The sequence below is a fragment of the Streptomyces cinnamoneus genome, from assembly GCF_002939475.1.
Taxonomy (GTDB): domain Bacteria; phylum Actinomycetota; class Actinomycetes; order Streptomycetales; family Streptomycetaceae; genus Streptomyces; species Streptomyces cinnamoneus_A.
In genome coordinates, this window is sequence record NZ_PKFQ01000001.1 from 5,206,465 (window position 1) to 5,232,739 (window position 26,275).

The 26,275-nt window shown below is 72.5% G+C and carries 27 protein-coding genes; 15 read left to right on the plus strand and 12 right to left on the minus strand.

The window, feature by feature from the left end; genetic code table 11:
- Positions 1–90 precede the first annotated feature (90 nt).
- Positions 91–1,011, minus strand: a complete 921-nt coding sequence (locus tag CYQ11_RS23370) for a hypothetical protein (protein ID WP_099202257.1) — start codon at positions 1,009–1,011, stop codon at positions 91–93.
- An 80-nt stretch (positions 1,012–1,091) separates the two neighbouring features.
- On the opposite strand from CYQ11_RS23370, the gene CYQ11_RS23375 reads away from it, so the two are divergent.
- The 4 genes from CYQ11_RS23375 to recX all read left to right on the plus strand — a co-directional run bounded on the left by CYQ11_RS23375 (position 1,092) and on the right by recX (position 4,569).
- Positions 1,092–1,286: a DUF3046 domain-containing protein gene (locus tag CYQ11_RS23375; protein WP_099202259.1), complete on the plus strand. Its 195-nt coding sequence runs from the start codon at positions 1,092–1,094 to the stop codon at positions 1,284–1,286.
- Positions 1,287–1,437: 151 nt separating this feature from the next.
- Entirely contained in the window at positions 1,438–2,625 is a 1,188-nt protein-coding gene (locus CYQ11_RS23380) for an AI-2E family transporter (protein ID WP_240003672.1), read from the plus strand.
- A 186-nt stretch (positions 2,626–2,811) separates the two neighbouring features.
- Complete coding sequence (gene recA, locus CYQ11_RS23385) at positions 2,812–3,933, plus strand: recombinase RecA (protein ID WP_099202263.1); 1,122 nt, start codon at positions 2,812–2,814, stop codon at positions 3,931–3,933.
- Between the two features lie 6 nt (positions 3,934–3,939).
- Positions 3,940–4,569: a recombination regulator RecX gene (gene recX / locus CYQ11_RS23390; protein WP_099202265.1), complete on the plus strand. Its 630-nt coding sequence runs from the start codon at positions 3,940–3,942 to the stop codon at positions 4,567–4,569.
- A 204-nt stretch (positions 4,570–4,773) separates the two neighbouring features.
- Here recX and CYQ11_RS23395 read toward each other — a convergent pair whose 3' ends face one another.
- From CYQ11_RS23395 to CYQ11_RS23425, 8 genes are all read right to left on the minus strand, one after another.
- Positions 4,774–5,196, minus strand: coding sequence for a rhodanese-like domain-containing protein (locus CYQ11_RS23395; protein ID WP_099202267.1), 423 nt, complete (start codon positions 5,194–5,196; stop codon positions 4,774–4,776).
- Positions 5,193–5,744, minus strand: a complete 552-nt coding sequence (locus tag CYQ11_RS23400) for a cupin domain-containing protein (RefSeq protein ID WP_099202269.1) — start codon at positions 5,742–5,744, stop codon at positions 5,193–5,195. Before CYQ11_RS23400 ends, CYQ11_RS23395 begins: the two co-directional genes overlap by 4 nt.
- 75 nt (positions 5,745–5,819) lie before the next feature.
- Complete coding sequence (locus tag CYQ11_RS30915; RefSeq protein WP_364835302.1) at positions 5,820–5,906, minus strand: putative leader peptide; 87 nt, start codon at positions 5,904–5,906, stop codon at positions 5,820–5,822.
- A gap of 33 nt (positions 5,907–5,939) precedes the next feature.
- Positions 5,940–7,652 carry an FAD-dependent monooxygenase gene (locus tag CYQ11_RS23405; protein WP_099202271.1) on the minus strand — a complete coding sequence of 571 codons (1,713 nt, stop codon included), beginning with the start codon at positions 7,650–7,652 and terminating at the stop codon, positions 5,940–5,942.
- Positions 7,653–7,879: 227 nt separating this feature from the next.
- Positions 7,880–8,779: an amino acid ABC transporter permease gene (locus tag CYQ11_RS23410; RefSeq protein ID WP_099202273.1), complete on the minus strand. Its 900-nt coding sequence runs from the start codon at positions 8,777–8,779 to the stop codon at positions 7,880–7,882.
- A complete protein-coding gene (locus tag CYQ11_RS23415) occupies positions 8,776–9,426 on the minus strand; it encodes an amino acid ABC transporter permease (RefSeq protein WP_099202275.1) in 651 nt (216 codons plus the stop codon). Before CYQ11_RS23415 ends, CYQ11_RS23410 begins: the two co-directional genes overlap by 4 nt.
- Before the next feature lie 27 nt (positions 9,427–9,453).
- Positions 9,454–10,374: a glutamate ABC transporter substrate-binding protein gene (locus CYQ11_RS23420; RefSeq protein ID WP_099202277.1), complete on the minus strand. Its 921-nt coding sequence runs from the start codon at positions 10,372–10,374 to the stop codon at positions 9,454–9,456.
- 89 nt (positions 10,375–10,463) lie between these two features.
- Positions 10,464–11,240, minus strand: a complete 777-nt coding sequence (locus CYQ11_RS23425) for an amino acid ABC transporter ATP-binding protein (RefSeq protein WP_099202279.1) — start codon at positions 11,238–11,240, stop codon at positions 10,464–10,466.
- A gap of 254 nt (positions 11,241–11,494) precedes the next feature.
- Here CYQ11_RS23425 and CYQ11_RS23430 point away from each other — a divergent pair, with 254 nt between their 5' ends.
- Together CYQ11_RS23430 and CYQ11_RS23435 are read left to right on the plus strand one after the other, a co-directional pair.
- Positions 11,495–12,199 (plus strand): response regulator transcription factor, encoded by a 705-nt coding sequence (locus tag CYQ11_RS23430; protein WP_099198806.1) that lies wholly within the window; start codon positions 11,495–11,497, stop codon positions 12,197–12,199.
- A gap of 14 nt (positions 12,200–12,213) precedes the next feature.
- Complete coding sequence (locus CYQ11_RS23435; protein WP_099202281.1) at positions 12,214–13,620, plus strand: sensor histidine kinase; 1,407 nt, start codon at positions 12,214–12,216, stop codon at positions 13,618–13,620.
- Here the strand turns inward: CYQ11_RS23435 and CYQ11_RS23440 are convergent.
- On the minus strand, positions 13,617–14,615 hold the full coding sequence (locus tag CYQ11_RS23440) for a TAXI family TRAP transporter solute-binding subunit (protein WP_099202283.1): 999 nt from the start codon (positions 14,613–14,615) through the stop codon (positions 13,617–13,619). The genes CYQ11_RS23435 and CYQ11_RS23440 overlap by 4 nt on opposite strands.
- 85 nt (positions 14,616–14,700) lie before the next feature.
- Here CYQ11_RS23440 and miaB point away from each other — a divergent pair, with 85 nt between their 5' ends.
- Genes miaB through CYQ11_RS23455 form a run of 3 tightly spaced genes read left to right on the plus strand, consistent with a single transcriptional unit; the run spans position 14,701 to position 17,355 of the window.
- The gene (gene miaB / locus CYQ11_RS23445; protein ID WP_099202285.1) at positions 14,701–16,194 is read left to right on the plus strand and encodes a tRNA (N6-isopentenyl adenosine(37)-C2)-methylthiotransferase MiaB; all 1,494 of its coding nucleotides are present in this window, start codon (positions 14,701–14,703) and stop codon (positions 16,192–16,194) included.
- 36 nt (positions 16,195–16,230) lie between these two features.
- Positions 16,231–16,614, plus strand: a complete 384-nt coding sequence (locus CYQ11_RS23450; RefSeq protein ID WP_099202287.1) for a hypothetical protein — start codon at positions 16,231–16,233, stop codon at positions 16,612–16,614.
- A 30-nt stretch (positions 16,615–16,644) separates the two neighbouring features.
- On the plus strand, positions 16,645–17,355 hold the full coding sequence (locus tag CYQ11_RS23455; protein WP_099202289.1) for a class III extradiol dioxygenase subunit B-like domain-containing protein: 711 nt from the start codon (positions 16,645–16,647) through the stop codon (positions 17,353–17,355).
- A 96-nt stretch (positions 17,356–17,451) separates the two neighbouring features.
- Here the strand turns inward: CYQ11_RS23455 and CYQ11_RS23460 are convergent, their stop codons facing one another.
- Both CYQ11_RS23460 and CYQ11_RS23465 read right to left on the minus strand, forming a co-directional pair.
- On the minus strand, positions 17,452–17,697 hold the full coding sequence (locus tag CYQ11_RS23460) for an antitoxin (RefSeq protein WP_099202291.1): 246 nt from the start codon (positions 17,695–17,697) through the stop codon (positions 17,452–17,454).
- A 34-nt stretch (positions 17,698–17,731) separates the two neighbouring features.
- Complete coding sequence (locus CYQ11_RS23465) at positions 17,732–17,974, minus strand: hypothetical protein (protein ID WP_099202293.1); 243 nt, start codon at positions 17,972–17,974, stop codon at positions 17,732–17,734.
- Positions 17,975–18,157: 183 nt separating this feature from the next.
- Between CYQ11_RS23465 and miaA the strand changes: the two genes are divergently transcribed.
- From miaA to hflX, 6 genes are all read left to right on the plus strand, one after another.
- A complete protein-coding gene (gene miaA / locus CYQ11_RS23470) occupies positions 18,158–19,096 on the plus strand; it encodes a tRNA (adenosine(37)-N6)-dimethylallyltransferase MiaA (RefSeq protein ID WP_099202295.1) in 939 nt (312 codons plus the stop codon).
- A gap of 106 nt (positions 19,097–19,202) precedes the next feature.
- The gene (locus CYQ11_RS23475) at positions 19,203–19,679 is read left to right on the plus strand and encodes a hypothetical protein (RefSeq protein ID WP_099202297.1); all 477 of its coding nucleotides are present in this window, start codon (positions 19,203–19,205) and stop codon (positions 19,677–19,679) included.
- A 60-nt stretch (positions 19,680–19,739) separates the two neighbouring features.
- Positions 19,740–20,645, plus strand: a complete 906-nt coding sequence (dapF, locus tag CYQ11_RS23480) for a diaminopimelate epimerase (RefSeq protein WP_099202299.1) — start codon at positions 19,740–19,742, stop codon at positions 20,643–20,645.
- A gap of 170 nt (positions 20,646–20,815) precedes the next feature.
- Entirely contained in the window at positions 20,816–22,954 is a 2,139-nt protein-coding gene (locus tag CYQ11_RS23485; RefSeq protein WP_099202301.1) for a RelA/SpoT family protein, read from the plus strand.
- Positions 22,955–23,107: 153 nt separating this feature from the next.
- Positions 23,108–24,583 carry a M1 family metallopeptidase gene (locus CYQ11_RS23490; protein ID WP_099202302.1) on the plus strand — a complete coding sequence of 492 codons (1,476 nt, stop codon included), beginning with the start codon at positions 23,108–23,110 and terminating at the stop codon, positions 24,581–24,583.
- A gap of 139 nt (positions 24,584–24,722) precedes the next feature.
- A complete protein-coding gene (hflX, locus tag CYQ11_RS23495) occupies positions 24,723–26,213 on the plus strand; it encodes a GTPase HflX (RefSeq protein WP_099202304.1) in 1,491 nt (496 codons plus the stop codon).
- Positions 26,214–26,275: the final 62 nt, after the last annotated feature.

A 26,275-nucleotide genomic window follows, 5' to 3' on the forward strand; every position in this document is an offset into this window, starting at 1 on the left:
ACTGACAATGCCCCGGACACGCTGGTCAGCCGTGCTTTCGGGGGGTGTCAGGGGCCGCCCGAGGGGGCCGGCCGGCGGCTTCTCGGGGGGTCAGACGGGCCGCCCGTGGGCCCGCAGGGTGAGGAGGGCGTCGAGGGTGACCATCGGCCGGCACTCGAGGGTGGTGCCCGGCGCCCAGGCGCGCCACCGGATCGGCCAGCCGCCGTCCTCCTCCTGGGCGGCGGCCAGGAAGTCCAGCGAGCGTTCCATCTCCGCGTCCGTGAACCAGGCCCGGGCCACCGAGCCGGGCGTCCGCGCGAAGTCGTGCGGGAAGTGGTACTCGCCGGGCGCGTACCCCTCGGGCAGGGGGTGGTCCGTCGTCCGCTCCGGGTCCACGACGGCCAGCCGCTGCTCCCGCACCGCCCGGCCCAGCCGTTCGGCCGCCTCCTCCGCGCGCCGGCGGTCCGGCGCCCCGTCGAGGAAGGCGACGGCGGCCTCCACCTCGTAGGGATGGGTCCGGGCCCCGCTGCCGAGGGCCTCCACGGCGGACCAGCAGAAGTCGGTGGCCCTGAACAGCCACGCGTGCCAGACCTCGTTGCGGTGCAGCAGGCCCACGACGGGGCCGGTGGCGAGCAGGTCGCTCGGCGGGTCGTCCACCACCGGGATCCAGGGGGCCGCCGGGTAGCCCCGCAGCGAGGGGTGGAGCGCGGGCAGCGCGCCGTCCGGGGTGGAGACCGCCGTGAGGTAGCGGCACACGGGCTCCATGCGCCGGTCCCGGCAGCGGCCGATCTCGTCGAGGACGCGCAGCGCGTGCGCGGTGTGCAGCGGCTGGCTCACCGGACCGCGCAGATCGGGCTCCAGGGCGTGCCCGTACCCCCCGTCGGCCCCGAGGTAGGCGGTCAGCGCCGCCTCGACGGCGTCGGGGCCGCCGCCGAGGAAGTGGTAGGCGAATCTGCGCTGCTCCAGGACGCGGGCGGTGAGCCACACGAAGTGCTCTGCGCGGGCGACGGCTGATGCTCCGGAGGGGGCCATGGACAAGACCGTAGGGTGCGCGGCGCCCCCGGTCAGCGGCTCGTGCGCGGCTGCACTCTCAGGGGCGGGATACTTGGCCCATGCGGTTGACGGTCTTCTGGCAGCGGATGGCGGACTATTTCGGCGAGTCCTACGCCGACTCCTTCGCGCGCGATCATGTGATGTCCGAACTCGGCGGGAGGACCGTGCACCAGGCGCTGGACGCCGGGTGGAACGCCAAGGACGTGTGGCGCGCGGTGTGCAGGGCCCTGGAGGTCCCCGAGGACCGTCGCTGACCGGGCGGCGGTCCGCCGCGATGACGGACGGGCGCGGGGCCGAACGGGTGATCCGGGCTCCGGCCCCAAGGGCCGGGACAGCGGGCGGGCGGGGCCGGAACATGCCGGACTCGCCCGTTCCTCATGTCGTGGGATAGGTCACACTTGCCCCGTGGCAGCGACAGACGACTCCGCCCCGGACAGTCCACGATCCCGTCGGTCCGACGACGCGCACATGCCTCGCTGGCTGCCGCGCGCGGTGGTGACGACGCTCGCCCTCTTCGCCTGCTTCCAACTGGCCGCCTGGGCCTTCCACCAGCTCATCGGCCTCTTCATCAACATTCTGATCGCGTTCTTCCTGGCGCTGGCCGTCGAGCCGGCCGTCGACCGGCTGTCCGCGCGCGGCATGCGCCGGGGGCTGGCGACGGGGCTGGTCTTCCTCGGGGTGGCCGCCGTCTTCGTCGGCTTCTTCACGCTGATGGGGTCGGTGCTCGCTGGGCAGATCCAGACCATGGTGCAGGAGTTCCCCTCCTACCTCGACTCCGTGATCAACTGGGTCAACCGGTCGTTCCACACCCGCTTCTCCCGGGTCCAGGTCCAGGAGAGCGTGCTGCACTCCGACTGGCTGCAGAGGTACGTGCGCAACAGCGCCAGCGGGGTGCTGGACGTCTCCGCGACCGTCATCGGCGGGCTCTTCCAGGCACTGACCGTGGCGCTCTTCTCCTTCTACTTCGCGGCGGACGGCCCCCGGCTGCGCCGCGCCCTGTGCTCGGTCCTGCCTCCCCAGCGCCAGGCCGACGTGCTGCGCGCCTGGGAGCTCGCGGTCTCCAAGACCGGCGGCTATATCTACTCGCGCGCCCTGATGGCGCTGTTCTCCGGCATCGCGCACTACGTCGTGCTGGAGATCCTGGGCGTGCCCTACGCCCCGGCGCTGGCGGTCTGGGTCGGCCTGGTGTCGCAGTTCATCCCGACCATCGGCACCTACCTCGCGGGTGCGCTGCCGGTGCTGATCGCCTTCACGGTCAACCCCTGGTACGCGGTGTGGGTGCTGGTCTTCGTCGTGGTCTACCAGCAGTTCGAGAACTACCTGCTGCAGCCGCGGATCACCGCCAAGACCGTCGACATCCACCCGGCCGTCGCCTTCGGCTCGGTGGTCGCCGGCGCCGCGCTGCTGGGCGCGGTGGGCGCGCTGATCGCGATCCCGGTGACCGCGACGCTCCAGGCGTTCCTGGGCGTGTACGTGAAGCGGTACGAGGTCGCGGACGACGCGGACGAGCCCCGGGCCGGCAGACGCGGCAGGGGCGGCAGGGACCGTCCGTCGCTCCTCTCGCGGCTGATCAAGGCTCTGCGAAGGGGCTGACGCGGGGCGCGCGGAGGGGCGGCGCGGCGCGCTTGACAGCAAATTCGAACATCCATTCTTATGGGTGTCCCGGTGCGGTGGAGCCGAGTTATCCACAGGCCGGGGCGACGCCCGGGCGCATTGTCAGTGGCAGGCGTTAGCGTCGTGGACGTGAAGCGATCGACTCAAGCAAACCGGGTGGAACCCATGGCAGGCACCGACCGCGAGAAGGCGCTGGACGCCGCGCTCGCACAGATTGAACGGCAATTCGGCAAGGGCGCCGTGATGCGCCTGGGCGACCGGCCGAACGAGCCGATCGAGGTCATCCCCACCGGGTCGACCGCTCTCGACGTCGCTCTCGGCGTCGGCGGCCTGCCGCGCGGCCGCGTGGTGGAGGTCTACGGACCGGAGTCCTCCGGTAAGACCACCCTCACCCTGCACGCGGTGGCCAACGCGCAGAAGGCGGGCGGCACGGTCGCCTTCGTCGACGCCGAGCACGCGCTCGACCCGGAGTACGCCCGAGCCCTGGGCGTCGACACGGACAACCTCATCCTCTCCCAGCCGGACACGGGCGAGCAGGCGCTGGAGATCGTGGACATGCTGGTCCGCTCCGGCGCCCTCGACCTGATCGTCATCGACTCCGTCGCCGCCCTGGTGCCGCGCGCGGAGATCGAGGGCGAGATGGGCGACTCCCACGTCGGCCTCCAGGCCCGGCTGATGAGCCAGGCGCTGCGCAAGATCACCAGTGCGCTCAACCAGTCCAAGACCACCGCGATCTTCATCAACCAGCTCCGCGAGAAGATCGGCGTCATGTTCGGCTCGCCGGAGACCACGACCGGTGGCCGGGCGCTGAAGTTCTACGCCTCGGTGCGTCTCGACATCCGCCGCATCGAGACCCTCAAGGACGGCACGGAGGCGGTGGGCAACCGCACCCGCGTCAAGGTCGTCAAGAACAAGGTCTCGCCGCCCTTCAAGCAGGCCGAGTTCGACATCCTCTACGGCCAGGGCATCAGCCGCGAGGGTGGCCTGATCGACATGGGCGTGGAGCACGGCTTCATCCGCAAGGCCGGTGCCTGGTACACCTACGAGGGCGACCAGCTGGGCCAGGGCAAGGAGAACGCCCGCAACTTCCTCAAGGACAATCCCGACCTCGCCAACGAGATCGAGAAGAAGATCAAGGAGAAGCTGGGCGTCGGCGTCAAGCCCGAGGAGGCGGCCGGCGAGACCGGCGCGGACGCGGCGGGTGCCGCCGCGGGCGAGCCCGCCAAGTCGGTGCCCGCCCCGGCGAAGTCCGCCGGGAAGGCCGCCAAGGCCGCGGCCAAGAGCTAGCCCGCCGTGTCCGGTTCCCAGGCGTGGCCCGGCGACGGGCCAGGGCCACGCGATGCGAGCGAGCCGCGTGCGGACGACCGTACGGGCGGTGGTGCCCTGTCCCCGTCGAGGGCCGGGGACGGAGCGCCGCCGCCACCGGAGGAGCAGGCGCGGGCGATCTGCCTGCGCCTGCTCACCGGATCCCCGCGGACACGCCGGCAACTGGCCGAAGCACTGGCCAAGCGCGGGATATCCGACGAGGTCGCCGAGGAGGTGCTGTCCCGGTTCGAGGACGTGGGCCTGATCGACGACGCCGCCTTCGCCGGCGCGTGGGTGGAGTCCCGGCACCGCGGCCGCGGGCTGGCCCGTCGCGCCTTGGCGCGTGAGCTGCGCACCAAGGGGGTGGATGCGACGCTGATCGACGAGGCGGTCGGCCAGCTGGACGCCGAGCAAGAGGAGCGCACGGCCCGGGAGCTGGTCGAGCGCAAGCTGCGCTCGACGCGCGGCCTGGACCGCGAGAAGCGCATCCGCCGCCTCGCCGGGATGCTGGCCCGCAAGGGCTACTCCGAGGGCCTCGCCCTGCGCGTGGTGCGCCGCGCGCTGGAGGAGGAGGGCGACGACCCCGAGCTGCTGGAGTGGTATCTGCCGGAGGGCTAGGGGCGTCCGACGGGGCGCACGGGCCCTGCCGTTCCCCGGCTACCGCCGGGAGGTTCCCCCAGCGCCAGACGCCGCTCGCTGGTCCGCGAAGATCCACCGGACATGCCCCGGGGGGTGCCCTGGGGATGAGTCCGGGCCGTGGTTCCCCTTCGCCGTCGCCGGGATGTGCCCCGGCGCCGGATACGCCACGGCCCGGGCTGATCCCTAAGGCACGCCCCGGCCCGGCCCTGCCGCTCCCGCCGCCCCCGCCCCGGGGGAGAGCACCGGCAGCCCCGCTGCGCGCCAGGCCTGGAAACCGCCCACCACGTCCGTCGCCCGGTGCAGTCCCAGGCGGTGCAGGGACACCGCGGCCAGCGACGAGGCGTAGCCCTCGTCGCAGAGCACGATCACCCACAAGCCGTGGCTCGTGGCCTGCGCCGCCCGGTGGTCGCAGGCCGGGTCCAGCCGCCACTCCAGCTCGTTGCGCTCCACGACGAGTGCGCCGGGGATCGTGCCGTCGCGCTCCCGCAGCGCCGCATAGCGGATGTCGACCAGCAGCCCCCCGTCGGCCTGCGCGGCGGCGGCCCCTGCCGGGCTCAGCCGGTCGAGGCCGGCGCGGGCGGCGGTCAGCAGTTCCTCGATCCTCATCCCCACTCCTCCGGCCACTCCACCTGCTCCAGCCGCAGCACCTGCCCCGTGCGGCCGTAACGCCGCATCATCGGCAACGGCGGGTAGTAGGCGTGCACGGACACCGCGTGCTCCGTGGGGGAGGTGTTGAACACCTGGTGCACATGGTGCGGACCGAAGGCCCGGCCGTCGCCGCCGGTGAGCCGTCGCTCGCGGTCGACGCCGTCCGCCAGCTCCAGCACCTTCCAGCCCTCCGTGGGCAGTTGCGCCGCCAGCGACTGCTCGGTCAGCCCTCCGGCGGCCGCGGCGAACGCGCCGTGCGAGCCGCCGTGGTCGTGCCAGCCGGTGCCGGCCCCCGGTGGCCAGCCGATCAGCCAGGCCTCACTCCCGCCCGGCCCCTCCAGCCGGATCCAGGTCCGCCCTTCGGGGTCGAGGGGCAGCGCCGCGACGAGTTCGGCGTCGGCGGCCGTCCGCCGGACGAAAGCGAGGAGCTCGGCCTCCGAGGGGGCGCTCTGGGGGGCGAGGGATGCCTGGCAGGAGGACGTGGAAGTGCGTACGCGGAAAGACACGATGACCGTCCTGAGTGATCGCGAAGGAGCGCGCGCGGCGCTCAGCGCCCGGCAGCGCGCGGGAGGAAAGGCGGATCAACAGGACGGACGACAGACGCAGCCCGCGTAGCGGACGAGGTCCAGATGGACCCTCCGCCAGAAGCGCAAGCCGGTGTCAGTCACGCTCCGGAGTCAACCATGCGCTCCAACGGCCGGTCAACGGTTGGCCGTAGCCTCACTGGCCGCGGTGGCCTCCTCCTCGCTCGCTCCGGCCGCCTCACCGGCACCGGCGGCACCGCCCCGCGCGGCGTCCGCGCACGCGTACAGCTCCGCCGGCCGGACGCCGGCCAGGGCTGCCACGAGGTGCCCGTCCGGCCGCACCACGAGCACGGTGTGCGCGTCCGCCCCCGGATACCCCTCGGTGACCAGCAGTTCCGCCGCCATGGGCAGCGCCGAGACCGCCGCCGCCAGCCGGGGCATCAGGCCCGCGCCCATCCAGTGCCGTCGCTCCCACACGCCCGTGCCCGGCGCGACGAGCACCACGAGCAGGTCGCCGCCGAGCCGGTCGCGCAGCCGGGTGTCCGAACCGTCCGGCGCGGTCACGGCCACGTCCGCCACCTGCTCCCCGATCGCCGTACCGACCGTCACCGAACTCGCCGGCGGCGCGGCCGGGACGAGGGGCGTACGGGCGTACACCGCAGGCGTCCCCAGCAGCCCGCGCCCCAGGTGCCCCTCGGTCAGCACCATGTCGTGGCCGCGCGCGGCGCCCGGCACGACCACGCGCCGCACCGAGCGCCAGCCGCCCTGGCCGCGCACCGCCGGCAGGGTCCGGTCGGCAGCGCGCAGCCGGGCCGCCACGGCACCCCGCCGCTCGGCCTGGTAACTGTCGAGCAGGGCGTCCGAACCGCCGTGGTGCCAGGCCAGCGCGAGCTTCCAGGCCAGGTTCTCGGCGTCCTTCAGCCCTTCGTCGAGTCCCTGCGTGCCCAGCGCCCCCAGCAGATGCGCGGCGTCCCCGGCGAGGAAGGCGCGCCCGCTGCGCCAGCGGCGCGCGAGGCGGTGGTGAACGGCGTGCACGCCGGTGTCCAGGAGGTCGTACGTGGGCACCTCTCCGCACCACACGCCCAGGGCGTCGTTCACCCGGGCCAGCAGGGCGTCGGGCGTCACCAGCTCGCCGTCCGGCGGCAGCGGCCAGTCGAGCCGCCACACCCCTCCCGGCAGCGGACGGGCCGTCACCTCCCCGCCGCGCGGCGGCGAACGGTGCAGCACGGCCTCGCCGGGCCAGGGCAGTTCGGCCCGCAGCGCGGCGACTGCGTGCCGTTCCACGGCGGTGCGCCCCGGGAAGCGGGCGCCCAGCAACTTGCGCACCACCGAGCGGGCCCCGTCACAGCCGACGAGATAACCGGCCCGCCACTGCGTGCCGTTGTCGCCGCCGGTGTGGACGGTGACGCCGGAGGGGTCCTGCTTCAGCATCGTCAGCCGGCTGTCCCGGACGATGCGCACGTCCGCCTCGCCGGCGAGCGCCGCGCACAGTTCCCGCGTCAGGGCGTGCTGGGGCAGGTGCAGCGGAGACGGTTCTGCCGGTGTCGCGCCCGGATCGCCGTCGCCCTCGTGGTCGTCCGTCTCGTCGGGCTTCCGCTGCGCCTCCCCGGCCCCCGGCGCCGCGAAGGGCACGTGGGCCACCACCGACCTGCGGTGCAGCGTGCGCCAGCCCGTCCAGCGGGTGCCCTCCGTCGTGGCGCACCCGAGCCGTTCGAGCAGGGCGGCGGTCTCCGGCCGCAGCACGACCGTGCGGGCCAGGCGCCCCTCCTGCTGCTCCGCGCTCCGGTACGAGGCCTCGTCGAGGACGGTGACCGGGACCTCGTAGCGGGCCAGGGCCAGCGCCAGGGTGAGCCCCACGGGCCCGGCCCCGACGACGATCACCGGGTCCACGGCACGACCCCCCGGCACGCGGAGCGGACGGCGACGGCGTTCCCACCGTGCGCGTGGTGCGTACGGGACGTACGGGGACTGGCAGGGGGAAAACGGAGCGCGATCACAGAACGTATGCAACCCATTGCCGCAGCGTGCGTCAAGTGATCGGAGGTCTCCTCACGGCGCGCCGTACGCGTGCGCCCCGTCGGCCGCGCACGGCCGACGGGGCGTCACCTGGCGTGTGGTCAGCCCGCCTGCACGCCGTCCGCGCCGGCGCCGCCCGCGGTGGTCTCGGCCGTCAGCGCCGCCCCGTTCAGAGGCATCGCCGGCGGAGTCCCCTTGCGCGAGCGCTTCGTGCGCCGTTCGATCCATGTGGCGACGGAGGACAGCGCCAGGCACAGCAGGATGTAGATCGAGCCGAAGACGATCACCATCGGGATGAACGCGTAGACCCCGTTCACCGGTGGCGTCTGCTGGGCGAAGGACTTGCCGACGAACAGCAGCTCCTCGTACAGGATGATGAAGCCGAGCGAGGTGTCCTTCAGGGTCACCACGAGCTGGCTGATGATCGACGGCAGCATCGAGCGGACGGCCTGCGGCACGAGCACGCTCGTCATCACCTGCGTCTTGCGCAGGCCGATGGCGTACGCGGCCTCGCTCTGCCCCCGGGGCACGGCGTTGATGCCCGACCGGAAGATCTCCGCCTGCACCGAGCCGTTGTAGAGCGTCAGCCCGATGACCAGCGCCCACATGGGGTCGGAGGTGAAGACCGCCGCGTACAGCAGGAAGATCATGATGAGCAGCGGCATGGCGCGGAAGAACTCCACCACCACGGCGGCCGCCCAGCGGACGGGCTTGTGGTCGGAGAGCCGTGCGGCGGCCAGCACGGTCCCGAGCACCAGCGACAGCACCGCCGCGATGGCGAAGGTCTTGAGCGTCGTCACCAGTCCGTCGACGATGCGCTGCTGGGTCTCGGTGTACTCGTAGTCGTCCCACAGGCCGGCCTGGAACTGGCCGGTGTCGTCGAGCCGGTAGAGGACGAAGCCGATCAGGCCCAGCAGCGCGACGGTGGAGAGCGCGCCGTAGATCCGGTTGCGCACCCGTGCCTTGGGGCCGGGGACGTCGTACAGCACGCTGCCGCTCATCGGGCCACCGCCAGCCGGTTCTCCAGCAGCCGGAACAGGCCGCTGATCGCGAATGTGATGATGATGTAGCAGACCGCGATCCACAGGAAGATCACGTAGATGTTGTAGCCCGACGCCGCGTTGAGCGTCTTCTGCACCGAACCCAGCTCGCTCACGTTGAAGCCGGAGGCGATCGCCGTGTTCTTGGCGAGGGCGATCAGCAGGCTGCCGATGGGCGGGATCGCCGTCCGGGCGGCCTGCGGCAGCACGACCTGACCCAGTGTCTGGGTGAAGGTCATCCCGAGGGAGCGGGCGGCCTCCGCCTGGCCCACCGGCACGGTGTTGATGCCGGACCGGACGGCCTCGCAGATGAAGGCCGAGGTGTAGCACCCCAGGGCCAGCACGGCGAGCCAGAAGGAGTCCCAGCCCTTGAGGCCCAGCGCGGGCAGCCCCAGGGTGACGGCGAGGAAGAGGAGCACCAGCGGGGTGTTGCGCAGCAGCGTCACCCACGTGGTGCCGAATATTCGCAGGGCGGGCACCGGAGAGACGCGGAACGCCGCGACGAGGGTGCCCAGCACCAGGGCCAGCAGTCCGCTGAGCACCGTTAGTTCGACGGTGCCGAGGAAACCTTCGCGGAACATCGCGAAGTTGTCCGACAGAACGTTCACGTCAACTCTCCGGGAAGCGCGCGCCGGTCAGTAGCGCTCGATGGCGGGCGGAGTCGGGGCGGTGGATCCCGAGCGGCCCAGCGTGGCGTCGTAGGCCTTCTTCCAGTCGCCGTTCTTCTCGTGCGCCTCGATCGCCTTGTTGACCGCCTCGCGCAGCGCCGCGTCGTCCTTGCGCAGGCCCACGCCGTACGGCTCCTTGGAGAAGGTGTTGTCGACGACCTTCAGAGCGCCCTTGTTCTCGGCCGCGTAGCCCTTGAGGATCGCGTCGTCGGTGGTGACCGCGTCGACCGTGCCGTTGACCAGGTCCTGCACACACAGCTGGTAGCCCTGCTGCGCCTTGGCCTCCGCGACGCCGTACTTCTCCTCCTTGATCCGCTTGAGCGGGGTGGAGCCGGTCGCCGAGCAGACCTTCTTGCCCTTGAGGTCGTCCGGGCCCTTGATGTCGCTGTCCGCCTTCACCAGCAGGCTCTGGCCGGCGATGTAGTACGGGCCGCCGAAGCCGACCTGCTTCTTCCGCTCGTCGTTGATCGTGTACGTGCCGACGTAGAGGTCGACGCCGCCGCTGGCGATCTGCGTCTCACGGGCCTCGGAAGGGACCGTCTTGAACTCGATGTGGGCCTCGTCGAAACCGAGGTCGGCCGCGATCATGCGGGCGATCTCCACGTCGAAGCCGGAGCGCTTCTTGTTGCCCGGGTTCTCGAAGCCCAGCCCGGGCTGGTCGGCCTTCGTGCCGATCGTGATCTTCTTGCCCTTGATCTTCTCGAAGACGGGCGAGCCCTGGACGTCGGCCGAGGTGTTCACCTGGTACGTCGGCGCCGCCGGCGCAGAGGAGTTGCCGTCGGCCTTGTCGCTCTTGTCGTCGGGGCTGCCCGACTTGCCGCAGGCGGTCGCGGTGGCGGTCAGCGCCAGCACCACGGCGGCCGCCGCGGCGGTGTTGCGGAGCTTCATGAAGGACATCCTTTGCGTCTGCGGGGCGTGGTGCGCGGTGGAACGGCGGGGGAGTGGAAGGGCGGCGGGGCCTCGCGCCCCCGCCCGCCTCAGTGGTGCAGGATCTTCGACAGGAAGTCCTTCGCCCGGTCGCTGCGGGGGTTGTTGAAGAACTGGTCGGGCCGGGCCTCTTCGACGATCCGGCCGTCCGCCATGAACACCACGCGGTTCGCCGCCGAGCGGGCGAAGCCCATCTCGTGGGTGACGACGACCATCGTCATGCCGTCCCGGGCGAGCTGCTGCATGACCTCCAGCACCTCATTGATCATTTCCGGGTCGAGGGCCGAGGTCGGCTCGTCGAAGAGCATCACCTTCGGGTCCATGGCCAGCGCGCGGGCGATCGCCACGCGCTGCTGCTGGCCGCCGGAGAGCTGTGCCGGGTACTTGTCCGCCTGGGCGCCCACCCCGACCCGGTCGAGCAGGGCACGGGCCGTCTTCTCGGCCTCCTTGCGGTCCTTCCTGCGGACCTTCACCTGCCCCAGCGTCACGTTCTCCAGCACGGTCTTGTGCGCGAAGAGGTTGAACGACTGGAAGACCATGCCGACGTCGGCGCGCAGCCGCGCCAGCTCCCTGCCTTCCTGGGGCAGCGGTTTGCCGTCGATGCTGATCGACCCGGAATCTGTCGTTTCCAGCCGGTTGATCGTCCTGCACAGTGTCGACTTGCCGGACCCGGAGGGCCCGATGACGACCACGACCTCGCCACGCGCGATCGTCAGGTCGATGTCCTGGAGCACATGCAGTGCGCCGAAGTGCTTGTTGACCTTGTCCAGGACGACCAGTGCGTCCGCGGCAGGTGCCGCGTCCTTGGTCACCGATACCTCGCTCATCGGCGTTCCTCGCTCCGTCCTCCTCGGTTGGGAGGACCCTAATGAGCCGCAACGACCAGCGTCATTACATCTGAGCTGAAATTGAGCATAACGATCCAGCGTCAACCGGACACTCCGCGTCAACGGGACGCCAGGGGCGTACGGGCGTACCGGCTGCATAACAGAAGCCCTCCGGCGGGCAGGAACCCCTTGACGCACCCGGCATCCATCGGCGTGGATGCGGTGTTGCCGTACGCGCTGCCCGGAGGGGGCCGATGAGACTCCTGCTCGTGGAGGACGACGATCACGTCGCCGCGGCCCTGTCGGCCGTGCTGGCCCGGCACGGCTTCGACGTCACCCACGCCCGTAGCGGCGAGGAGGCCCTCCACGCACTGTTGCCGGCCGGAGGCGTGCCCTTCAGCGTCGTCCTGCTCGACCTCGGCCTGCCCGACCAGGACGGCTTCGAGGTCTGCGGCAAGATCCGCAAGCGCACCGCCACGCCCGTCATCATGGTCACCGCCCGGGCCGACACCCGCTCGAAGATCCACGGCCTGAACCTGGGCGCGGACGACTACGTGGTCAAGCCCTACGACACGGGCGAGCTGCTCGCCCGCATCCACGCCGTCGCCCGCCGCACCCCGCAGACCGAGAGCGCCCCCGGGCAGCCGCAGGACCCCGCGGCCCCCCAGGCCCTGTCCCTCGGCCCGCTGACCATCGAACTCCCCAACCGCCGCGTCTTCGTGGACGGCACCACCGTCCCCCTCACTCGCAAGGAGTTCGACCTGCTCGCCCTGCTCGCCCAGCGCCCGGGCGTCGTCTTCCGCCGCGAACAGATCATCAGTGAGGTCTGGCGCACCAGTTGGGAGGGGACGGGGCGCACGCTGGAGGTGCACATCGCCTCGCTCCGCTCGAAACTGCGCCTGCCGGCACTGATCGAGACGGTTCGCGGAGTCGGCTACAAAATCGTGCTCCCGGTCTGAGGCCGGCCGAGCCCGTGCGCACCCGACTCCTTCCGCTCCTCATCGTCCTCATGGCCGGCGTGCTGCTGGCGCTCGGCTTCCCGCTCGCCGCGGGCATGGCCGCCGTGCACCAGCAGCGGGTCGTGGTCGACCGCATCGACGACACCGCCCGCTTCGCCGCGCTCGCCCAGTACGTCACCTCGCGTCCCTTCGAACCGGCCGACGAAGCGGACGAACGGCTCATCACGCTGCGCTCCGAACTGGCCCGCTACGAGGACCTCTACGGCATCAAGGCCGGCATCTTCTACCGCAACGAGAAGGCCATGGCCGTCGCCCCCGCCCAGTGGTCGCTGCCCGCCGGCGGCGAGGGCCGGCAGGCGTTCCTGGAGGCCCTCGCCGGGCGCCGCAGCCACGACCCCCGGCAGGTCTGGCCCTGGTGGCACAGCCGGCTCACCGTCGCCTCGCCCGTCATCCGCGACGGCGACGTCGTCGCGGTCGTCGTCACCGAATCGCCCACCGGGGGGCTGCGCTCGCGGATCCTGCACGACTGGCTGGTGCTCGCGGCCGGCGAGACGGCGGCGATGCTGGTCGCCGTCGGCGCGGCCTTCCGCCTCACCGGCTGGGTGCTCAAGCCCGTACGGACCCTCGACGTCGCCGCGCACGACATCGCGACGGGCCGCATGAACTCCCGCGTCGTGGCCGACAGCGGGCCGCCGGAGCTGCGCCGCCTGGCGCGCTCCTTCAACGAGATGGCCGACAACGTCGAGGACGTCCTCGAACAGCAGCGGGCCTTCGTCGCCGACGCCTCGCACCAGCTGCGCAACCCGCTCGCCGCCCTGCTGCTGCGCATCGACCTGCTGGCCCTGGACCTCCCCGACGGGCACGGGGAGGTCGTGTCGGTGCGCGCGGAGGGCAAGCGTCTCGCCCGCGTCCTGGACGACCTGCTGGACCTGGCGCTGGCGGAGCACGCCGCCAGCGACGCGCAGCTGACGGACATAGCCGAGGTCGTCACCGACCGGATGGGCGCCTGGTCGCCGGTCGCCGACCGCGAGGGCGTCACGCTCGCCTACGCCGGCCCGTCCGCCGTGACCGGCTGGGCCGACCCCATCGCCCTCTCCAGCGCCCTGGACGCCGTCGTGGACAACGCGCTGAAGTTCACGCCCGAGGGCGCCCGGGTCGACGTCGCCGTCGGCCTGGCCGGCGACCGCGTCCACATCACGGTCGCCGACGGCGGCCCGGGACTCACCGAGGAGGAGCTCACCCGCGTCGGCGACCGTTTCTGGCGCAGCGGCCGGCACCAGAACGTCTCGGGCTCGGGCCTGGGCCTGTCCATCTCCCGCGCGCTCCTGGCGGCCGGCGGCGCCACCATCTCCTACGCGCAGAACCAGCCCAACGGCCTGCGGGTCACCATCGCGGTGCCACGTGCCGGGGACACCCCCTAGGGCTTGACCGACACGTAATAGCGGCGCGCACCCTCGTGCAGTGTCAGCGGGTTGGTGAAGATCGCCGTACGGAGGTCCACTTTCTGCGCGGCGTGCACCTTGGTCCCTATGCGGTCCCTGCTTCTGATCACCGTACGCGTGACGCTCTCGGTGAGGCCGGCGTCGGTGCTCTCCAGCGTCACCAGGAGGTTCGCGACCGCGATCGTCTTCACGACCTGACCGGAGCGCTGCTCGGGATAGGCGTCCGCCGGCATCGTGGCCGCCCGGTAGAAGCGCGTCTGCGGCCCGAGGGCGTGCAGCGGCCCGATCAGGTCCCCGAGCTGCACCAGGCGGATCGGCAGCCGGCGGCCGAGCGACTGGACGGCGTTGGTCGGCAGCCCGCCGGACCAGAAGAAGGCGTCCAGCCGGCCCTTCTCCAGCAGTCCCGGCATCCGGTCGATGCCGACGCGCACCGGCTCGATGTCCGAGTCGAAGCGGAGCCCGGCCGCCTCCAGCAGCCGCCGCGTGATCAGCTGCACCCCCGACGCGTCCGCCCCGACCCCCACCCGCAGCCCCTTGAGGTCCCTCGCTGACCGCACGGCCGAGTCCCTGGGCACGACCAACTGCATGTAGTCGTCGTACAGCCGTGCGCACGCACGCAGCCGGTCCGCCCCCGTCCGGTGCTCCTGCTGGTAGGTGGCCACGGCGTCCGCCGTCGCCAGGGTGAAGTCGGCCTTGCCGGCGGTGAGCTGCCGCAGGTTGTCCATGCCGCCCTGGCTGCGTGTGAGCTGCACGTCCAACGACGGCAGGTCCTGCGCCAGGTCCTCCTTGAGGAGATCGCCGTACTTGGCGTACACGCCGGTCGGCACCCCCGTGGAGAACCACAGCCGGCCGCTGGGCTTCGGTTTCTCGCCGGGTGGCAGCAGCCACCACAGCAACAGTGCGAACACGGCGGCGGCCACCGCGCCCGTCTGCACGGCGCGGCGCCTGCCCGGGTGCGGAAGTCGTGGAGCCATGGGCGGATCCTGCCAGTCCGCCCGCCGGTCGTGAAGACGGGAGGAGGCGGGGTGTCCGGCAGACCACGTACCCTGGTCGATTGAGATGAGTGCGAAGACATACGAGGTGCGCACCTACGGGTGCCAGATGAACGTCCATGACTCCGAGCGGCTCTCCGGTCTGCTGGAGGACGCGGGCTACGTCCGCGCGCCCGAGGGCACCGCGGAGGGGGAGGCCGACGTCGTCGTCTTCAACACCTGCGCGGTGCGGGAGAACGCCGACAACAAGCTGTACGGCAATCTCGGCCGGCTCGCCCCGATGAAGACGAAGCGTCCCGGCATGCAGATCGCCGTCGGCGGCTGCCTCGCTCAGAAGGACCGCGACACCATCGTGAAGCGCGCCCCCTGGGTCGACGTCGTCTTCGGCACGCACAACATCGGCAAGCTGCCGGTCCTGCTGGAGCGCGCCCGCGTCCAGGAGGAGGCGCAGGTCGAGATCGCCGAGTCGCTGGAGGCGTTCCCCTCGACGCTGCCCACGCGGCGCGAGAGCGCGTACGCGGCCTGGGTGTCCATCTCCGTCGGCTGCAACAACACCTGCACGTTCTGCATCGTCCCGGCGCTGCGCGGCAAGGAGAAGGACCGCCGCACCGGCGACATCCTCGCCGAGATCGAGGCGCTGGTCGGCGAGGGCGTCAGCGAGATCACCCTGCTCGGCCAGAACGTCAACGCCTACGGCTCGGACATCGGCGACCGCGAGGCGTTCTCCAAGCTGCTGCGCGCCTGCGGCAAGATCGAGGGCCTGGAGCGGGTCCGCTTCACCTCGCCGCACCCGCGCGACTTCACCGACGACGTGATCGCCGCCATGGCCGAGACGCCGAACGTGATGCACCAGCTGCACATGCCGCTCCAGTCGGGTTCGGACACGGTGCTCAAGGCGATGCGCCGCTCGTACCGCCAGGAGCGCTTCCTCGGCATCATCGAGAAGGTGCGCGCCGCCATGCCGGACGCCGCCATCTCCACCGACATCATCGTGGGCTTCCCCGGCGAGACCGAGGAGGACTTCGAGCAGACCATGCACGTGGTCCGCGAGGCGCGCTTCGCGAACGCCTTCACGTTCCAGTACTCCAAGCGCCCCGGCACCCCCGCGGCCACCATGGAGGGCCAGATCCCCAAGGAGGTCGTGCAGGCGCGCTACGAGCGTCTCGTCGCCCTCCAGGAGGAGATCTCCTGGGACGAGAACAAGAAGCAGGTCGGCCGCACCCTGGAGGTCATGGTCGCCGAGGGCGAGGGCCGCAAGGACGACGCGACGCACCGTCTGTCCGGCCGCGCCCCCGACAACCGCCTGGTGCACTTCACCAAGCCCGACGAGCCGGTCCGCCCGGGCGACGTCGTCACCGTGGAGATCACCTACGCCGCCCCGCACCACCTCCTCGCCGAGGGCCCGGCCAAGGCCGTGCGCCGTACGCGCGCGGGCGACGCGTGGGAAAGGCGCAACGCCGCCCCGGCCGAGAAGCCCGCGGGCGTGATGCTCGGCATCCCGACGATCGGCGCGCCCGTGCCGACGCCCGCCCCGGCCGCCACCGGCTGCGGCTGCGACTGACGCGCGAGGCGAACGCCGGGGAGCGGCCGTGGCGACGTGGGGCTGGTCGTCGAGCCGGACGTCCGCTCGGGGGAGAGTCGCCGCTGGCTGGCCGACGTCGTCGGCCAGCTGGAAGGCACCCGTGAGGACGCCCTGCGGGAGCTGGAGGCGCGCGCCCGCGCCTTCCCGCCGCCCCGGTGGGCGCAGCGGACCCGGTTGCTGCGGACAGCGGAGGGCTTCCTGCTGGTCGTGAACGGCTCCTGGGCGGACGGCCACCACCGCTTCTCGGTGGCGGAGGTGCTGCACGACAGCGCCGCCCCTCCGCCCGAAGCGCCGCGCGACAGCGCCGTGCCTCCGCCCGGAGCGGTGCCCGACGTTCCGCGCGACGCGGACGGTGTTGCCCGCACGCCGTCGTGGCTGGGCCGCACCGATCTTCCCTGACACCCGCGGGCGCCTTGTTACTGTTCCGTCATGCTCGTCGCCGCAGCCGTCTGCCCCTGTCCGCCGCTGCTCGTCCCGGAGGTCGCCGCCGGGGCGGCACCCGAGCTGGACGCGCTGCGGGCCGCCTGCCTGGACGCCGTGGCCGTCCTGGCCGCCGCGCGGCCGGACCGGCTCGTGGTCGTGGGCCCGGCCGCCCTGCAGGGCCGCGGCCCGCATCCGCAGGGGGCGGTCGGATCGTTCCGGGGACTCGGCGTCGACCTGGACGTACGGCTCGGCCCCGGCGGACCCGCGGGGGAGCGCGAGCTGCCGCAGTCCCTGGCCGTCGCCGCGTGGCTGCTGGGGCGCACGGAATGGGCCGCCGCGCCCGTCGAGGGCCTCGGCGTGGGCGAGCCGCTGGACACCGAGCGGTGCGTGGGCGTGGGCAGGAAGCTGGCGGCCGAGGCCGAGCGGGTCGCGCTGCTGGTCATGGGTGACGGCAGTGCCTGCCGGACCGTGAAGGCGCCCGGCTACCTCGACGAACGGGCCGAGGCGTTCGACGCGCGGGCGGCGCGGGCGCTCGCCGCGGCGGACACGGAGGCGCTGGCCGCCCTGGACGCGGAGCTGGGCCTCGAACTGAAGGCCGCCGGCCGGGCGCCCTGGCAGGTGCTGGCGGGCGCGGGGGAGAGCGCCGGACTGCGCGGCTCGCTGTTGTACGACGAGGCGCCCTACGGCGTGGGCTACCTCGTGGCCGCCTGGTCCTGACGCCGCCCGTCCCGGCCGCGGCCGCCCCCGGCGGCGCGCGGCCGGCACGGCGACGGCCGTGGAGTCAGGCTCCACGGCCGGTCGCCGACGAGGGGGTCAGGGGGTCCTGGAGTCCGTACCGCCGCCCTTGTGGTCCTTCTCGGCAAGGCGGCCGAGGGCCTCCCTGGCCTTGCCCGTGCCGGTCCGGATCTGGCTGCTGTACTTGCCCTTGGTCTTCGCGTCGACCACCTGCGCGGCCTTCTCCAGCCCGTGGCCGATCTTGTCCTCGTGCTGGTGCGCGAGGTCACCGACCTTGCCCTTGAGCGGGCCGAGCTTGGCCTTCAGATCGTTCAACAGGCCCATGGCGACCGCCCCTCGTCTTCTTCTCTTGCCACACTTACTTACGGGCGCCCTCACCGGCCTCGCTGTCGGCCGCCTTCTCCGCCGACTGCTGCTTGGGGATCTCCACTCCCTCGGCCGCCTCGTCCGCGGTCTCCTCGGCCTTGGCCTCGGCGGCCTCCTCCGGCTTCGCCTCGGCCGTCTCCGCCGTGTCGGTGGATTCCGCCGTCTGAGTGGCAGCCGCGGCCTCTTCCGTTGACGTCGAGGACGACCGACGGAGAATCCTTGAAAACACGCCCATATCTACTCCATTACCTTACTGGTGTGAGCGAAATCCCGTGTCGTCCGGGGCGTCCCAGGGGGCCGCTCGCGGACACCGGTCCGCAAACCGGCTCTCGGAACCTCGCAACAGGCAACGAACCCGCCGTCGTCTCGTCACGTCGCTCATTCGTGGGGTGGCCCGGAGGTTTGGGAGACTGATGCGGTGAGAAACGCACTCCCCGCACCCAGGGTCATCGCCGTCGTCGGTCCCACGGCGGCCGGCAAGTCCGATCTCGGCGTCGCCCTCGCCCAGCACCTGGGCGGAGAGGTCGTCAACGCCGACTCCATGCAGCTCTACCGCGGCATGGACATCGGCACCGCGAAGCTGACCATGGCCGAGCGCCAGGGCGTGCCGCACCACCTCCTCGACATCTGGGACGTCAAGGAGGCCGCCAGCGTCGCCGAGTACCAGCGGCTGGCCCGGGCGGAGATCGACCGGCTGCTCGCTGAGGGCCGCACCCCGGTCCTCGTCGGGGGATCGGGGCTGTACATCAAGGGCACCATCGACGCCATGGACTTCCCCGGCACGGACCCGGCCGTCCGCGCCCGCCTGGAGGGGGAGCTGGCGGAGCTCGGCCCCGGCGCCCTGCACGCCCGGCTGGCCGCCGCCGACCCGGCCGCCGCCCGCGCGATCCTGCCGGGCAACGGCCGGCGCATCGTGCGGGCCCTGGAGGTCATCGAGCTGACCGGCCGGCCGTTCACCGCCAACCTGCCCGGCGAGGAGCCGGTGTACGACGCCCTCCAGATCGGCGTCGACGTCGAGCGCCCGGAACTGGACGAGCGGATCACCGTGCGCGTGGACCGCATGTGGGAGGCCGGGCTCGTCGACGAGGTGCGCGCCCTGGAGCGGGCGGGACTGCGCGACGGCCGCACGGCCTCCCGCGCGCTCGGCTACCAGCAGGTGCTCGCCTTCCTCGCCGGGGAGTGCGACGAGGAGGCCGCCCGCACCGAGACCGTACGGGCCACCAAGCGGTTCGCCCGGCGCCAGGACTCGTGGTTCCGGCGCGATTCGCGGGTCCACTGGCTGAGCGGCGCGGCCGACCGGCGCGCGGAACTCACCGAGGAAGCGCTGGCGTTGGTCGAACGGGCGATTACAGCCTGATCACGTGATGGCATCGGGACGCTCCGCACGCCCTGCGGGCCATCTCCGACGTGCCATCATCGAGCTTCGATCGAGCCGTGAAGTCCGGTTGGGAGGGCGCGTGGCGATGGAGGCCGGCCCTCGTGACAGACCGCAGCAGCCGCCGCGCAGGGGACACGTCCCGGCGGCGGCCGGGGCGGAACCGGAAACGCTGACCCCGGACGGTCCCGAGGACGACGAGGGGAGCGCGCCGGACACCACGGCGCCCGCGTCGTTCCGCGAGCTGCGCCCGCCGCGCCGGCTGCGTGTCTGGCAGCTCGCGCCGATCGTCATGCTCGCCGCGACCGGCTCGCTGCTGTTCGCCTTCCCGCTCGCCTTCGAGTTCGGCGACGGCGGCCCGGTCGTGGCCATGCTCGGCCTGCTCCTCAGCTGCTGCGCCGCCGGCTGGGGGGTGATGGCGGCCCGCCGCGTGGGCTACACCTGGCCCGGGCTGCCCCCGCGCGGCTCCGGACGCCGCCCGGACTGGCGGTACGTGGCCGCGTACACCGCCGTCGTCACCGTGCTGGTCGTCCTCGCCGTCTGGCGCGTGGCGCGCCTGCGCTGAACCCCCGAAGGCGGTCCCGGGCCTGTGCGAGGCGCTGTCCGAGGTGCCCCGTACCATCGAATGGTGAGCACCGCGCAGATCGCCTTCCTCAAGGGTCACGGCACCGAGAACGACTTCGTGATCATCCCCGACCACGACGGCCGGCTCGAGCTGTCCCCGGCCGCCGTCGCCCAGCTGTGCGACCGGCGAGCCGGCCTCGGCGCGGACGGCGTGCTGCGCGTCGTGCGCTCCGCCGCACACCCCGAGGCCCGCGCCATGGCGTGCGAGGCCGAGTGGTTCATGGACTACCGCAACAGCGACGGCAGCATCGCCGAGATGTGCGGCAACGGCGTCCGCGTCTTCGCGCGCTACCTCCAGCGGGCGGGCCTCGCCGAGGAGGGCGACCTCGCGATCGCCACCCGCGCGGGCGTTCGCCGTGCCCACATCGCCAAGGCCGGCCCCGACGGCGAGCCCGGGGGCGTCACCGTCGCCATGGGCCGCGCGGCGCTGCCCGAGGGGGACGTCACCGTCACCGTCGGCGAGCGCAGCTGGCCCGCCCGCAACGTCAACATGGGCAACCCGCACGCCGTCTCCTTCGTCGACGACCTCGCCGACGCCGGGAACCTCTACACGGCCCCCGGCGTCAGCCCCGCCGCCGCCTACCCCGACGGCGTCAACGTCGAATTTGTCGTGGACCGCGGCCCGCGCCACGTCGCGCTGCGCGTCCACGAGCGGGGCTCCGGCGAGACCCGTTCCTGCGGCACGGGCGCGTGCGCGGTGATGGTCGCGGCCGCCCGCCGGGACGGTGCCGATCCCGCCGTCCTCGGCCACCCCGTCACGTACACCGTGGACGTGCCCGGCGGCCGCCTGGTGATCAGCGAGAGCCCGGACGGCACGGTCGAGATGACCGGGCCCGCCGTGATCGTCGCCGAGGGCGTCCTCGACGCCTCCTGGGCGGGCATCGAGCCCGCCGCGCACGCCGGCTGACCCCGCGCACGCCGGGAGCGAAGTCGTCCGCCGGCCCCGCGCTCCCTCGAATGGGTGATCCGTTTCACTCTGGGCGAGAGCGGGTGAGCGCTGCGTGATGGGCTCGGTAGCATCAAGCACCGGTCTGGAGGCGCGAGCCGACCGCCGGTCGACCGCTGCCGGAGGTGCCCATGAGCGCAGAGGCCACGAACACCGGTGCTCCCGGCCGCAGGCGCGGCCGCCGCATCGACCTGAGACGGCTCGGCCGCGCGGCGCTCGCCGGCTCCGGCGCCCGCGGACGGCTCCCTGATGCCATCGACCACGTCGCCAAGGTCCACCGCGCCCACCATCCCGGCGCGGATCTCGACATCCTGCGCCGGGCCTACGTCCTGGCCGAGTCCTCCCACCGCGGCCAGACCCGCAAGAGCGGCGAGCCGTTCATCACCCACCCCCTCGCCGTCACCCTGATCCTCGCCGAACTGGGCGCGGAGACCACGACCTTGACCGCCTCGCTCCTGCACGACACCGTCGAGGACACCGAGGTGACGCTGGATCAGGTCGGCGAGCAGTTCGGCGAGGAGGTCCGCTACCTCGTCGACGGCGTCACCAAGCTGGAGAAGGTCGACTACGGCGCCGCCGCCGAGCCCGAGACCTTCCGCAAGATGCTCGTCGCCACCGGCAACGACGTCCGTGTGATGTCCATCAAGCTCGCCGACCGCCTCCACAACATGCGCACCCTCGGCGTGATGCGCCCCGAGAAGCAGGCCCGCATCGCCAAGGTCACCCGGGACGTGCTGATCCCGCTCGCCGAGCGGCTGGGCGTCCAGGCGCTCAAGACCGAGCTGGAGGACCTGGTCTTCGCGATCCTCCACCCCGAGGAATACGCCCGCACCCGCGACTTCGTCCTCGCCCACGCTGACCGGCCCACCCCCCTGGAGGCGACCGCCGCGCGCGTGCGGGCCGTGCTCCGGGAAGCCGGCATCGCCGCCGAAGTCATCGTCCGCCGCAGACACTTCGTCTCCGTACACCGTGTGCGCCTCAAGCGCGGCGAGCTGACCGGCTCGGACCTCGGCAGGCTCCTGGTGCTGGTCGCCGAGGACGCCGACTGCTACGCCGTCCTGGGCGAGCTGCACACCTGCTTCACGCCGTTCATCTCGGAGTTCAAGGACTTCATCGCCGTCCCCAAGTTCAACCTCTACCAGTCGCTGCACACCGCCGTCGCAGGAGAGGACGGCGGCGCGGCCGAAGTGCTCATCCGCACCCACCAGATGCACCGCGTCGCCGAGGCCGGCGTGATCGCCCTCGGCAATCCCTACGCCGCCCCCGAGGTCCCCGACGCGACGGACGGCGAGCGCGCCGACCCCACCCGCCCCGGCTGGCTCTCCCGGTTGCTGGAGTGGCAGCGCGCCACCCCCGACCCCGACACCTTCTGGACCTCCCTGCGCGACGAGCTGGCCCAGGACCGCGAGATCACCGTCTTCCGGGCCGGCGGCGGCACGCTCGGCCTGCCCGCGGGCTCCAGCTGCGTCGACGCCGCCTACGCCCTGCACGGCGACGGTGCGCACCACTGCTTCGGCGCCCGTGTCAACGGCCGTCTGGCGACGCTGAGCACCGTGCTGCGCGACGGCGACACCCTGCAGCTGCTGATGTCGGCCGATCCTGCCTCCGGGCCGTCGCCCGACTGGCTCGACCACGTGCGCACCCCCGCCGCCCGCATCGCCATCCGCCGCTGGCTGGCCACCCACCCCGCGTCCGACCCCCCGCCCCCGGCGCCCCCCGCGCAGCCCGCCCCCGGCCCGCTGCGGGCCGCCCCCCACCCGCCCGCACCCGCCGGACCCACTCGCCGCACCGTCGCCGTCGTCGCCGAGGGCTCCGGGCACGCCGGCGCGGGCCTGCGCCTGGCAGGCTGCTGTACGCCCGTCCCGCCCGACGAGGTCACGGGCTTCACCGTCCGCGGCGGCACGGTGACGGTGCACCGGAGCCACTGCCCCGCGGTCGAGCGGATGGTCACCTCCGGGCGACGGCCGGTCGCGGTGCACTGGCGCGTCACGGACGGCGCGGACGCCGTCGACTACCGCGTCACCCTGCGGGCCGAGTCGTTCAGCAGGCCGCATCTGCTCGCGGACCTGACCGAGGTCATCGCGGCGGAGGGCGCCGCCGTCATCTCCGCCGCGGTGGAGCCGCCCCACGAGCAGCGCGTGCGTCACACCTACACCCTCCAGCTGTCCGACGCCGGCCGGCTGCCGGAGCTGATGCGTGCCATGCGACGTGTCCCGGGTGTCTACGACGTCGAGAGGGCGGGACGCCAGGCGGCTCCGGCACCGCTCTAGCCCGTGCCTCCGAAAGGGGGTGCGGAAGGCGCGGGCCGTACCGCTGCCCGGAGCAGCCGGTATGAAACACATACGACCATTCGAGACGCTCGTACGGGTGGGGCGGCGTCGTGCCGCCACCGGCGGACGGCTGTGCGCTGATAGCGGTGGGGCATGCCGTACTCACTCCGAGAGCGCTCCCCCCGGCGCCGGCGGTTTCCGCGCCGCCGTGCCGCCCTCGTCGTCGCAGCAGCCGCCCTCGTGGTCGGCGCGGCCGCGCCGCCGGCCCCGGCCCCCTTGGGCATCGGCGACCGGCTGTTCCCCAGCCTGGGCAATCCCGGCTACGACGTCGCCTCGTACGACATCTCCTTCGACTACCGTGCCAACGACGAACCGCTCGACGCCGTGACCCGCCTCGTCGCCCGGTCCACGAAACCGCTGGAGCGCTTCAACCTGGACTTCACCCACGGCACCGTCGCCTCGGTCGACGTCGACGGCCGGACCGCCGAGTTCACGAGCGCGGGAGAGGACCTCGTCGTCACCCCCCAGCGCAAGGTGCCGGCCGGCACCACGTTCACCGTGGCCGTCCACCACACCAGTGACCCGCGCGAGGCCGCCCCGGGCGGCTGGGTGCCCACCGCCGACGGGCTCGTCATGGCCAACCAGGCCGACGCCGGGCACCGCGTCTTCCCCGGTAGTGACCACCCCTCCGACAAGGCGCTGTTCACCTTCCGCGTCACCGCGCCCAAGGAACTGACCGTCGTCGCCAACGGGCGGCCCGCGGGGCGCCGGACCGAGGGCGCGAAGACCACCTGGGTCTACCGCACCCTCCACCCCATGGCCACGGAGCTCGCCCAGGTGGCCATCGGCCGTTTCGCCGTGCCCGAGCGCACCGGGCCGCGCGGCCTCCAGGTGCGGGACGTGGTGCCCGCGGAGGACCAGAAGGCGCTGGAGGCGTGGACGGCGAAGACGCCGGAACACCTCGCCTGGATGGAGAAGAAGGTCGGCCCGTTCCCCTTCGAGAACTACGGGGTGCTCATGGCCCAGGCGTCGACCGGCTTCGAGCTGGAGACCCAGACCCTCTCGCTCTTCGAGCGCGACCTGTTCACCAAGCCGGCCTTCCCCGCCTGGTACCTCGAATCGATCATGGTGCACGAGCTCGCGCACCAGTGGTTCGGTGACAGCGTCAGCCCCCGCCTGTGGTCCGACGTCTGGCTCAACGAGGGCCATGCCACCTGGTACGAGGCGCTGTACGCGGAGGAGAAGGCCGGGAAGAAGCTCGAGGACCGCATGCACGCCGCCTACGAGCAGTCCGACCAGTGGCGCGCCGACGGCGGTCCGCCGGCGGCGCCGAAGGGGCCCGTGCCGGGCAAGCGCATCAGTATCTTCCGGCCGGTCGTCTACGACGGCGGAGCCCTGGTCCTCTACGCCCTGCGGCAGCGGATCGGCGCGCCCGCCTTCGAGCGCCTGGAGCGCCAGTGGGTCTCCCGGCACCGCGACTCCACCGCCGGCACCGCCGACTTCGTCTCCCTCGCCGGCGAGGTCTCCGGCCGGGACCAGTCCGCGTTCCTGCGCCCCTGGCTGTACGGGGAGCGGACCCCCGCGATGCCGGGCCACCCCGACTGGAAGGCGGCCCGGAAACCCGCGTGACGGCCGGGCGGCGGCATGGCAACATCGACACGTCGGCAAGCGGGCCGCCCGGGGGAATCTCCGGGGCCCCCCGGACGTTGTCGTCACTGAGAGCAGCCCCCGGGACACGGGGGCGCCTTCCCAACGACGTAAGGATCAAATGACCTCCTCTTCTTCCCTTCCCCAGGACCGGCAGAGCCTCCCGGAGAGCCTTCGGGCCGACGCCCTGATGGAAGAGGACGTCGCCTGGAGCCACGAGATCGACGGGGAGCGCGACGGCGACCAGTACGACCGTTCCGAGCGTGCGGCCCTGCGCCGCGTGGCCGGTCTCTCCACCGAGCTCGAGGACGTCACCGAGGTCGAGTACCGGCAGCTGCGCCTGGAGCGCGTGGTGCTGGTCGGCGTCTGGACGTCCGGCACGGTGCAGGACGCCGAGAACTCCCTCGCGGAGCTCGCGGCCCTGGCTGAGACCGCGGGCGCGCTCGTCCTGGACGGCGTCGTCCAGCGCCGGGACAAGCCGGACCCGGCGACGTACATCGGCTCGGGCAAGGCCCAGGAGCTGCGGGACATCGTCCTGGAGAGCGGCGCCGACACCGTCGTCTGCGACGGTGAGCTGAGCCCCGGCCAGCTGATCCACCTTGAGGACGTCGTCAAGGTCAAGGTGGTCGACCGGACCGCCCTGATCCTCGACATCTTCGCCCAGCACGCCAAGTCCCGCGAGGGCAAGGCACAGGTGTCCCTGGCCCAGATGCAGTACATGCTGCCCAGGCTGCGCGGCTGGGGCCAGTCGCTGTCCCGGCAGATGGGTGGCGGTGGCTCCGGTTCCTCGGGCGGCGGCATGGCCACGCGTGGTCCCGGTGAGACCAAGATCGAGACGGACCGGCGACGGATCCGCGAGAAGATGGCGAAGATGCGCCGGGAGATCGCGGAGATGAAGACCGGCCGCGACATCAAGCGCCAGGAGCGCCGGCGGAACAAGGTCCCCTCGGTCGCCATCGCGGGCTACACCAACGCGGGCAAGTCCTCGCTGCTCAACCGCCTCACCGGCGCGGGCGTGCTGGTGGAGAACTCCCTGTTCGCCACCCTCGACCCGACCGTGCGCCGGGCCGAGACGCCCTCCGGCAGGCTCTACACGCTGGCGGACACCGTCGGCTTCGTCCGGCACCTGCCGCACCACCTCGTCGAGGCGTTCCGCTCCACCATGGAGGAGGTCGGGGACTCCGACCTGATCCTCCACGTGGTCGACGGTTCGCACCCGGCGCCCGAGGAGCAGCTCGCCGCCGTGCGCGAGGTGATCCGCGACGTGGGCGCCCTCGACGTGCCCGAGATCGTCGTGATCAACAAGGCGGACGCGGCCGACCCGCTCGTGCTCCAGCGGCTGCTGCGCATCGAGAAGCACTCGATCGCGGTGTCCGCGCGGACCGGCCAGGGCATCGAGGAACTGCTCGCGCTGATCGACACCGAGCTGCCGCGGCCCGCGGTCGAGATCGAGGCGCTCGTGCCGTACACGCACGGTGCCCTGATCGCGCGGGCCCACGCCGACGGCGAGGTGATCTCCGAGGAGCACACCCCGGAGGGCACCCTGCTCAAGGCGCGGGTCCACGAGGAACTCGCAGCAGAGCTCCAGCAGTACGTACCGGCGCGTCCCTGACGCGTTCAGAGCGGAAGGGGCCCGCACCGACAAACGTCGGTGCGGGCCCCTTCCGCTTGCCC

Bases quoted from the DNA above. Each gene is read 5' to 3' on its own strand.
- CYQ11_RS23370 (WP_099202257.1), bottom strand. From the start codon at position 1,011: ATGGCCCCCTCCGGAGCATCAGCCGTCGCCCGCGCAGAGCACTTCGTG.
- CYQ11_RS23375 (WP_099202259.1), top strand. From the start codon at position 1,092: ATGCGGTTGACGGTCTTCTGGCAGCGGATGGCGGACTATTTCGGCGAG.
- recA (WP_099202263.1), top strand. From the start codon at position 2,812: ATGGCAGGCACCGACCGCGAGAAGGCGCTGGACGCCGCGCTCGCACAG.
- CYQ11_RS23395 (WP_099202267.1), bottom strand. From the start codon at position 5,196: ATGAGGATCGAGGAACTGCTGACCGCCGCCCGCGCCGGCCTCGACCGG.
- CYQ11_RS23410 (WP_099202273.1), bottom strand. From the start codon at position 8,779: ATGAGCGGCAGCGTGCTGTACGACGTCCCCGGCCCCAAGGCACGGGTG.
- CYQ11_RS23420 (WP_099202277.1), bottom strand. From the start codon at position 10,374: ATGAAGCTCCGCAACACCGCCGCGGCGGCCGCCGTGGTGCTGGCGCTG.
- CYQ11_RS23425 (WP_099202279.1), bottom strand. From the start codon at position 11,240: ATGAGCGAGGTATCGGTGACCAAGGACGCGGCACCTGCCGCGGACGCA.
- CYQ11_RS23430 (WP_099198806.1), top strand. From the start codon at position 11,495: ATGAGACTCCTGCTCGTGGAGGACGACGATCACGTCGCCGCGGCCCTG.
- CYQ11_RS23440 (WP_099202283.1), bottom strand. From the start codon at position 14,615: ATGGCTCCACGACTTCCGCACCCGGGCAGGCGCCGCGCCGTGCAGACG.
- miaB (WP_099202285.1), top strand. From the start codon at position 14,701: ATGAGTGCGAAGACATACGAGGTGCGCACCTACGGGTGCCAGATGAAC.
- CYQ11_RS23455 (WP_099202289.1), top strand. From the start codon at position 16,645: ATGCTCGTCGCCGCAGCCGTCTGCCCCTGTCCGCCGCTGCTCGTCCCG.
- CYQ11_RS23460 (WP_099202291.1), bottom strand. From the start codon at position 17,697: ATGGGCCTGTTGAACGATCTGAAGGCCAAGCTCGGCCCGCTCAAGGGC.
- CYQ11_RS23465 (WP_099202293.1), bottom strand. From the start codon at position 17,974: ATGGGCGTGTTTTCAAGGATTCTCCGTCGGTCGTCCTCGACGTCAACG.
- CYQ11_RS23475 (WP_099202297.1), top strand. From the start codon at position 19,203: ATGGAGGCCGGCCCTCGTGACAGACCGCAGCAGCCGCCGCGCAGGGGA.
- dapF (WP_099202299.1), top strand. From the start codon at position 19,740: ATGGTGAGCACCGCGCAGATCGCCTTCCTCAAGGGTCACGGCACCGAG.
- CYQ11_RS23485 (WP_099202301.1), top strand. From the start codon at position 20,816: ATGAGCGCAGAGGCCACGAACACCGGTGCTCCCGGCCGCAGGCGCGGC.
- CYQ11_RS23490 (WP_099202302.1), top strand. From the start codon at position 23,108: ATGCCGTACTCACTCCGAGAGCGCTCCCCCCGGCGCCGGCGGTTTCCG.
- hflX (WP_099202304.1), top strand. From the start codon at position 24,723: ATGACCTCCTCTTCTTCCCTTCCCCAGGACCGGCAGAGCCTCCCGGAG.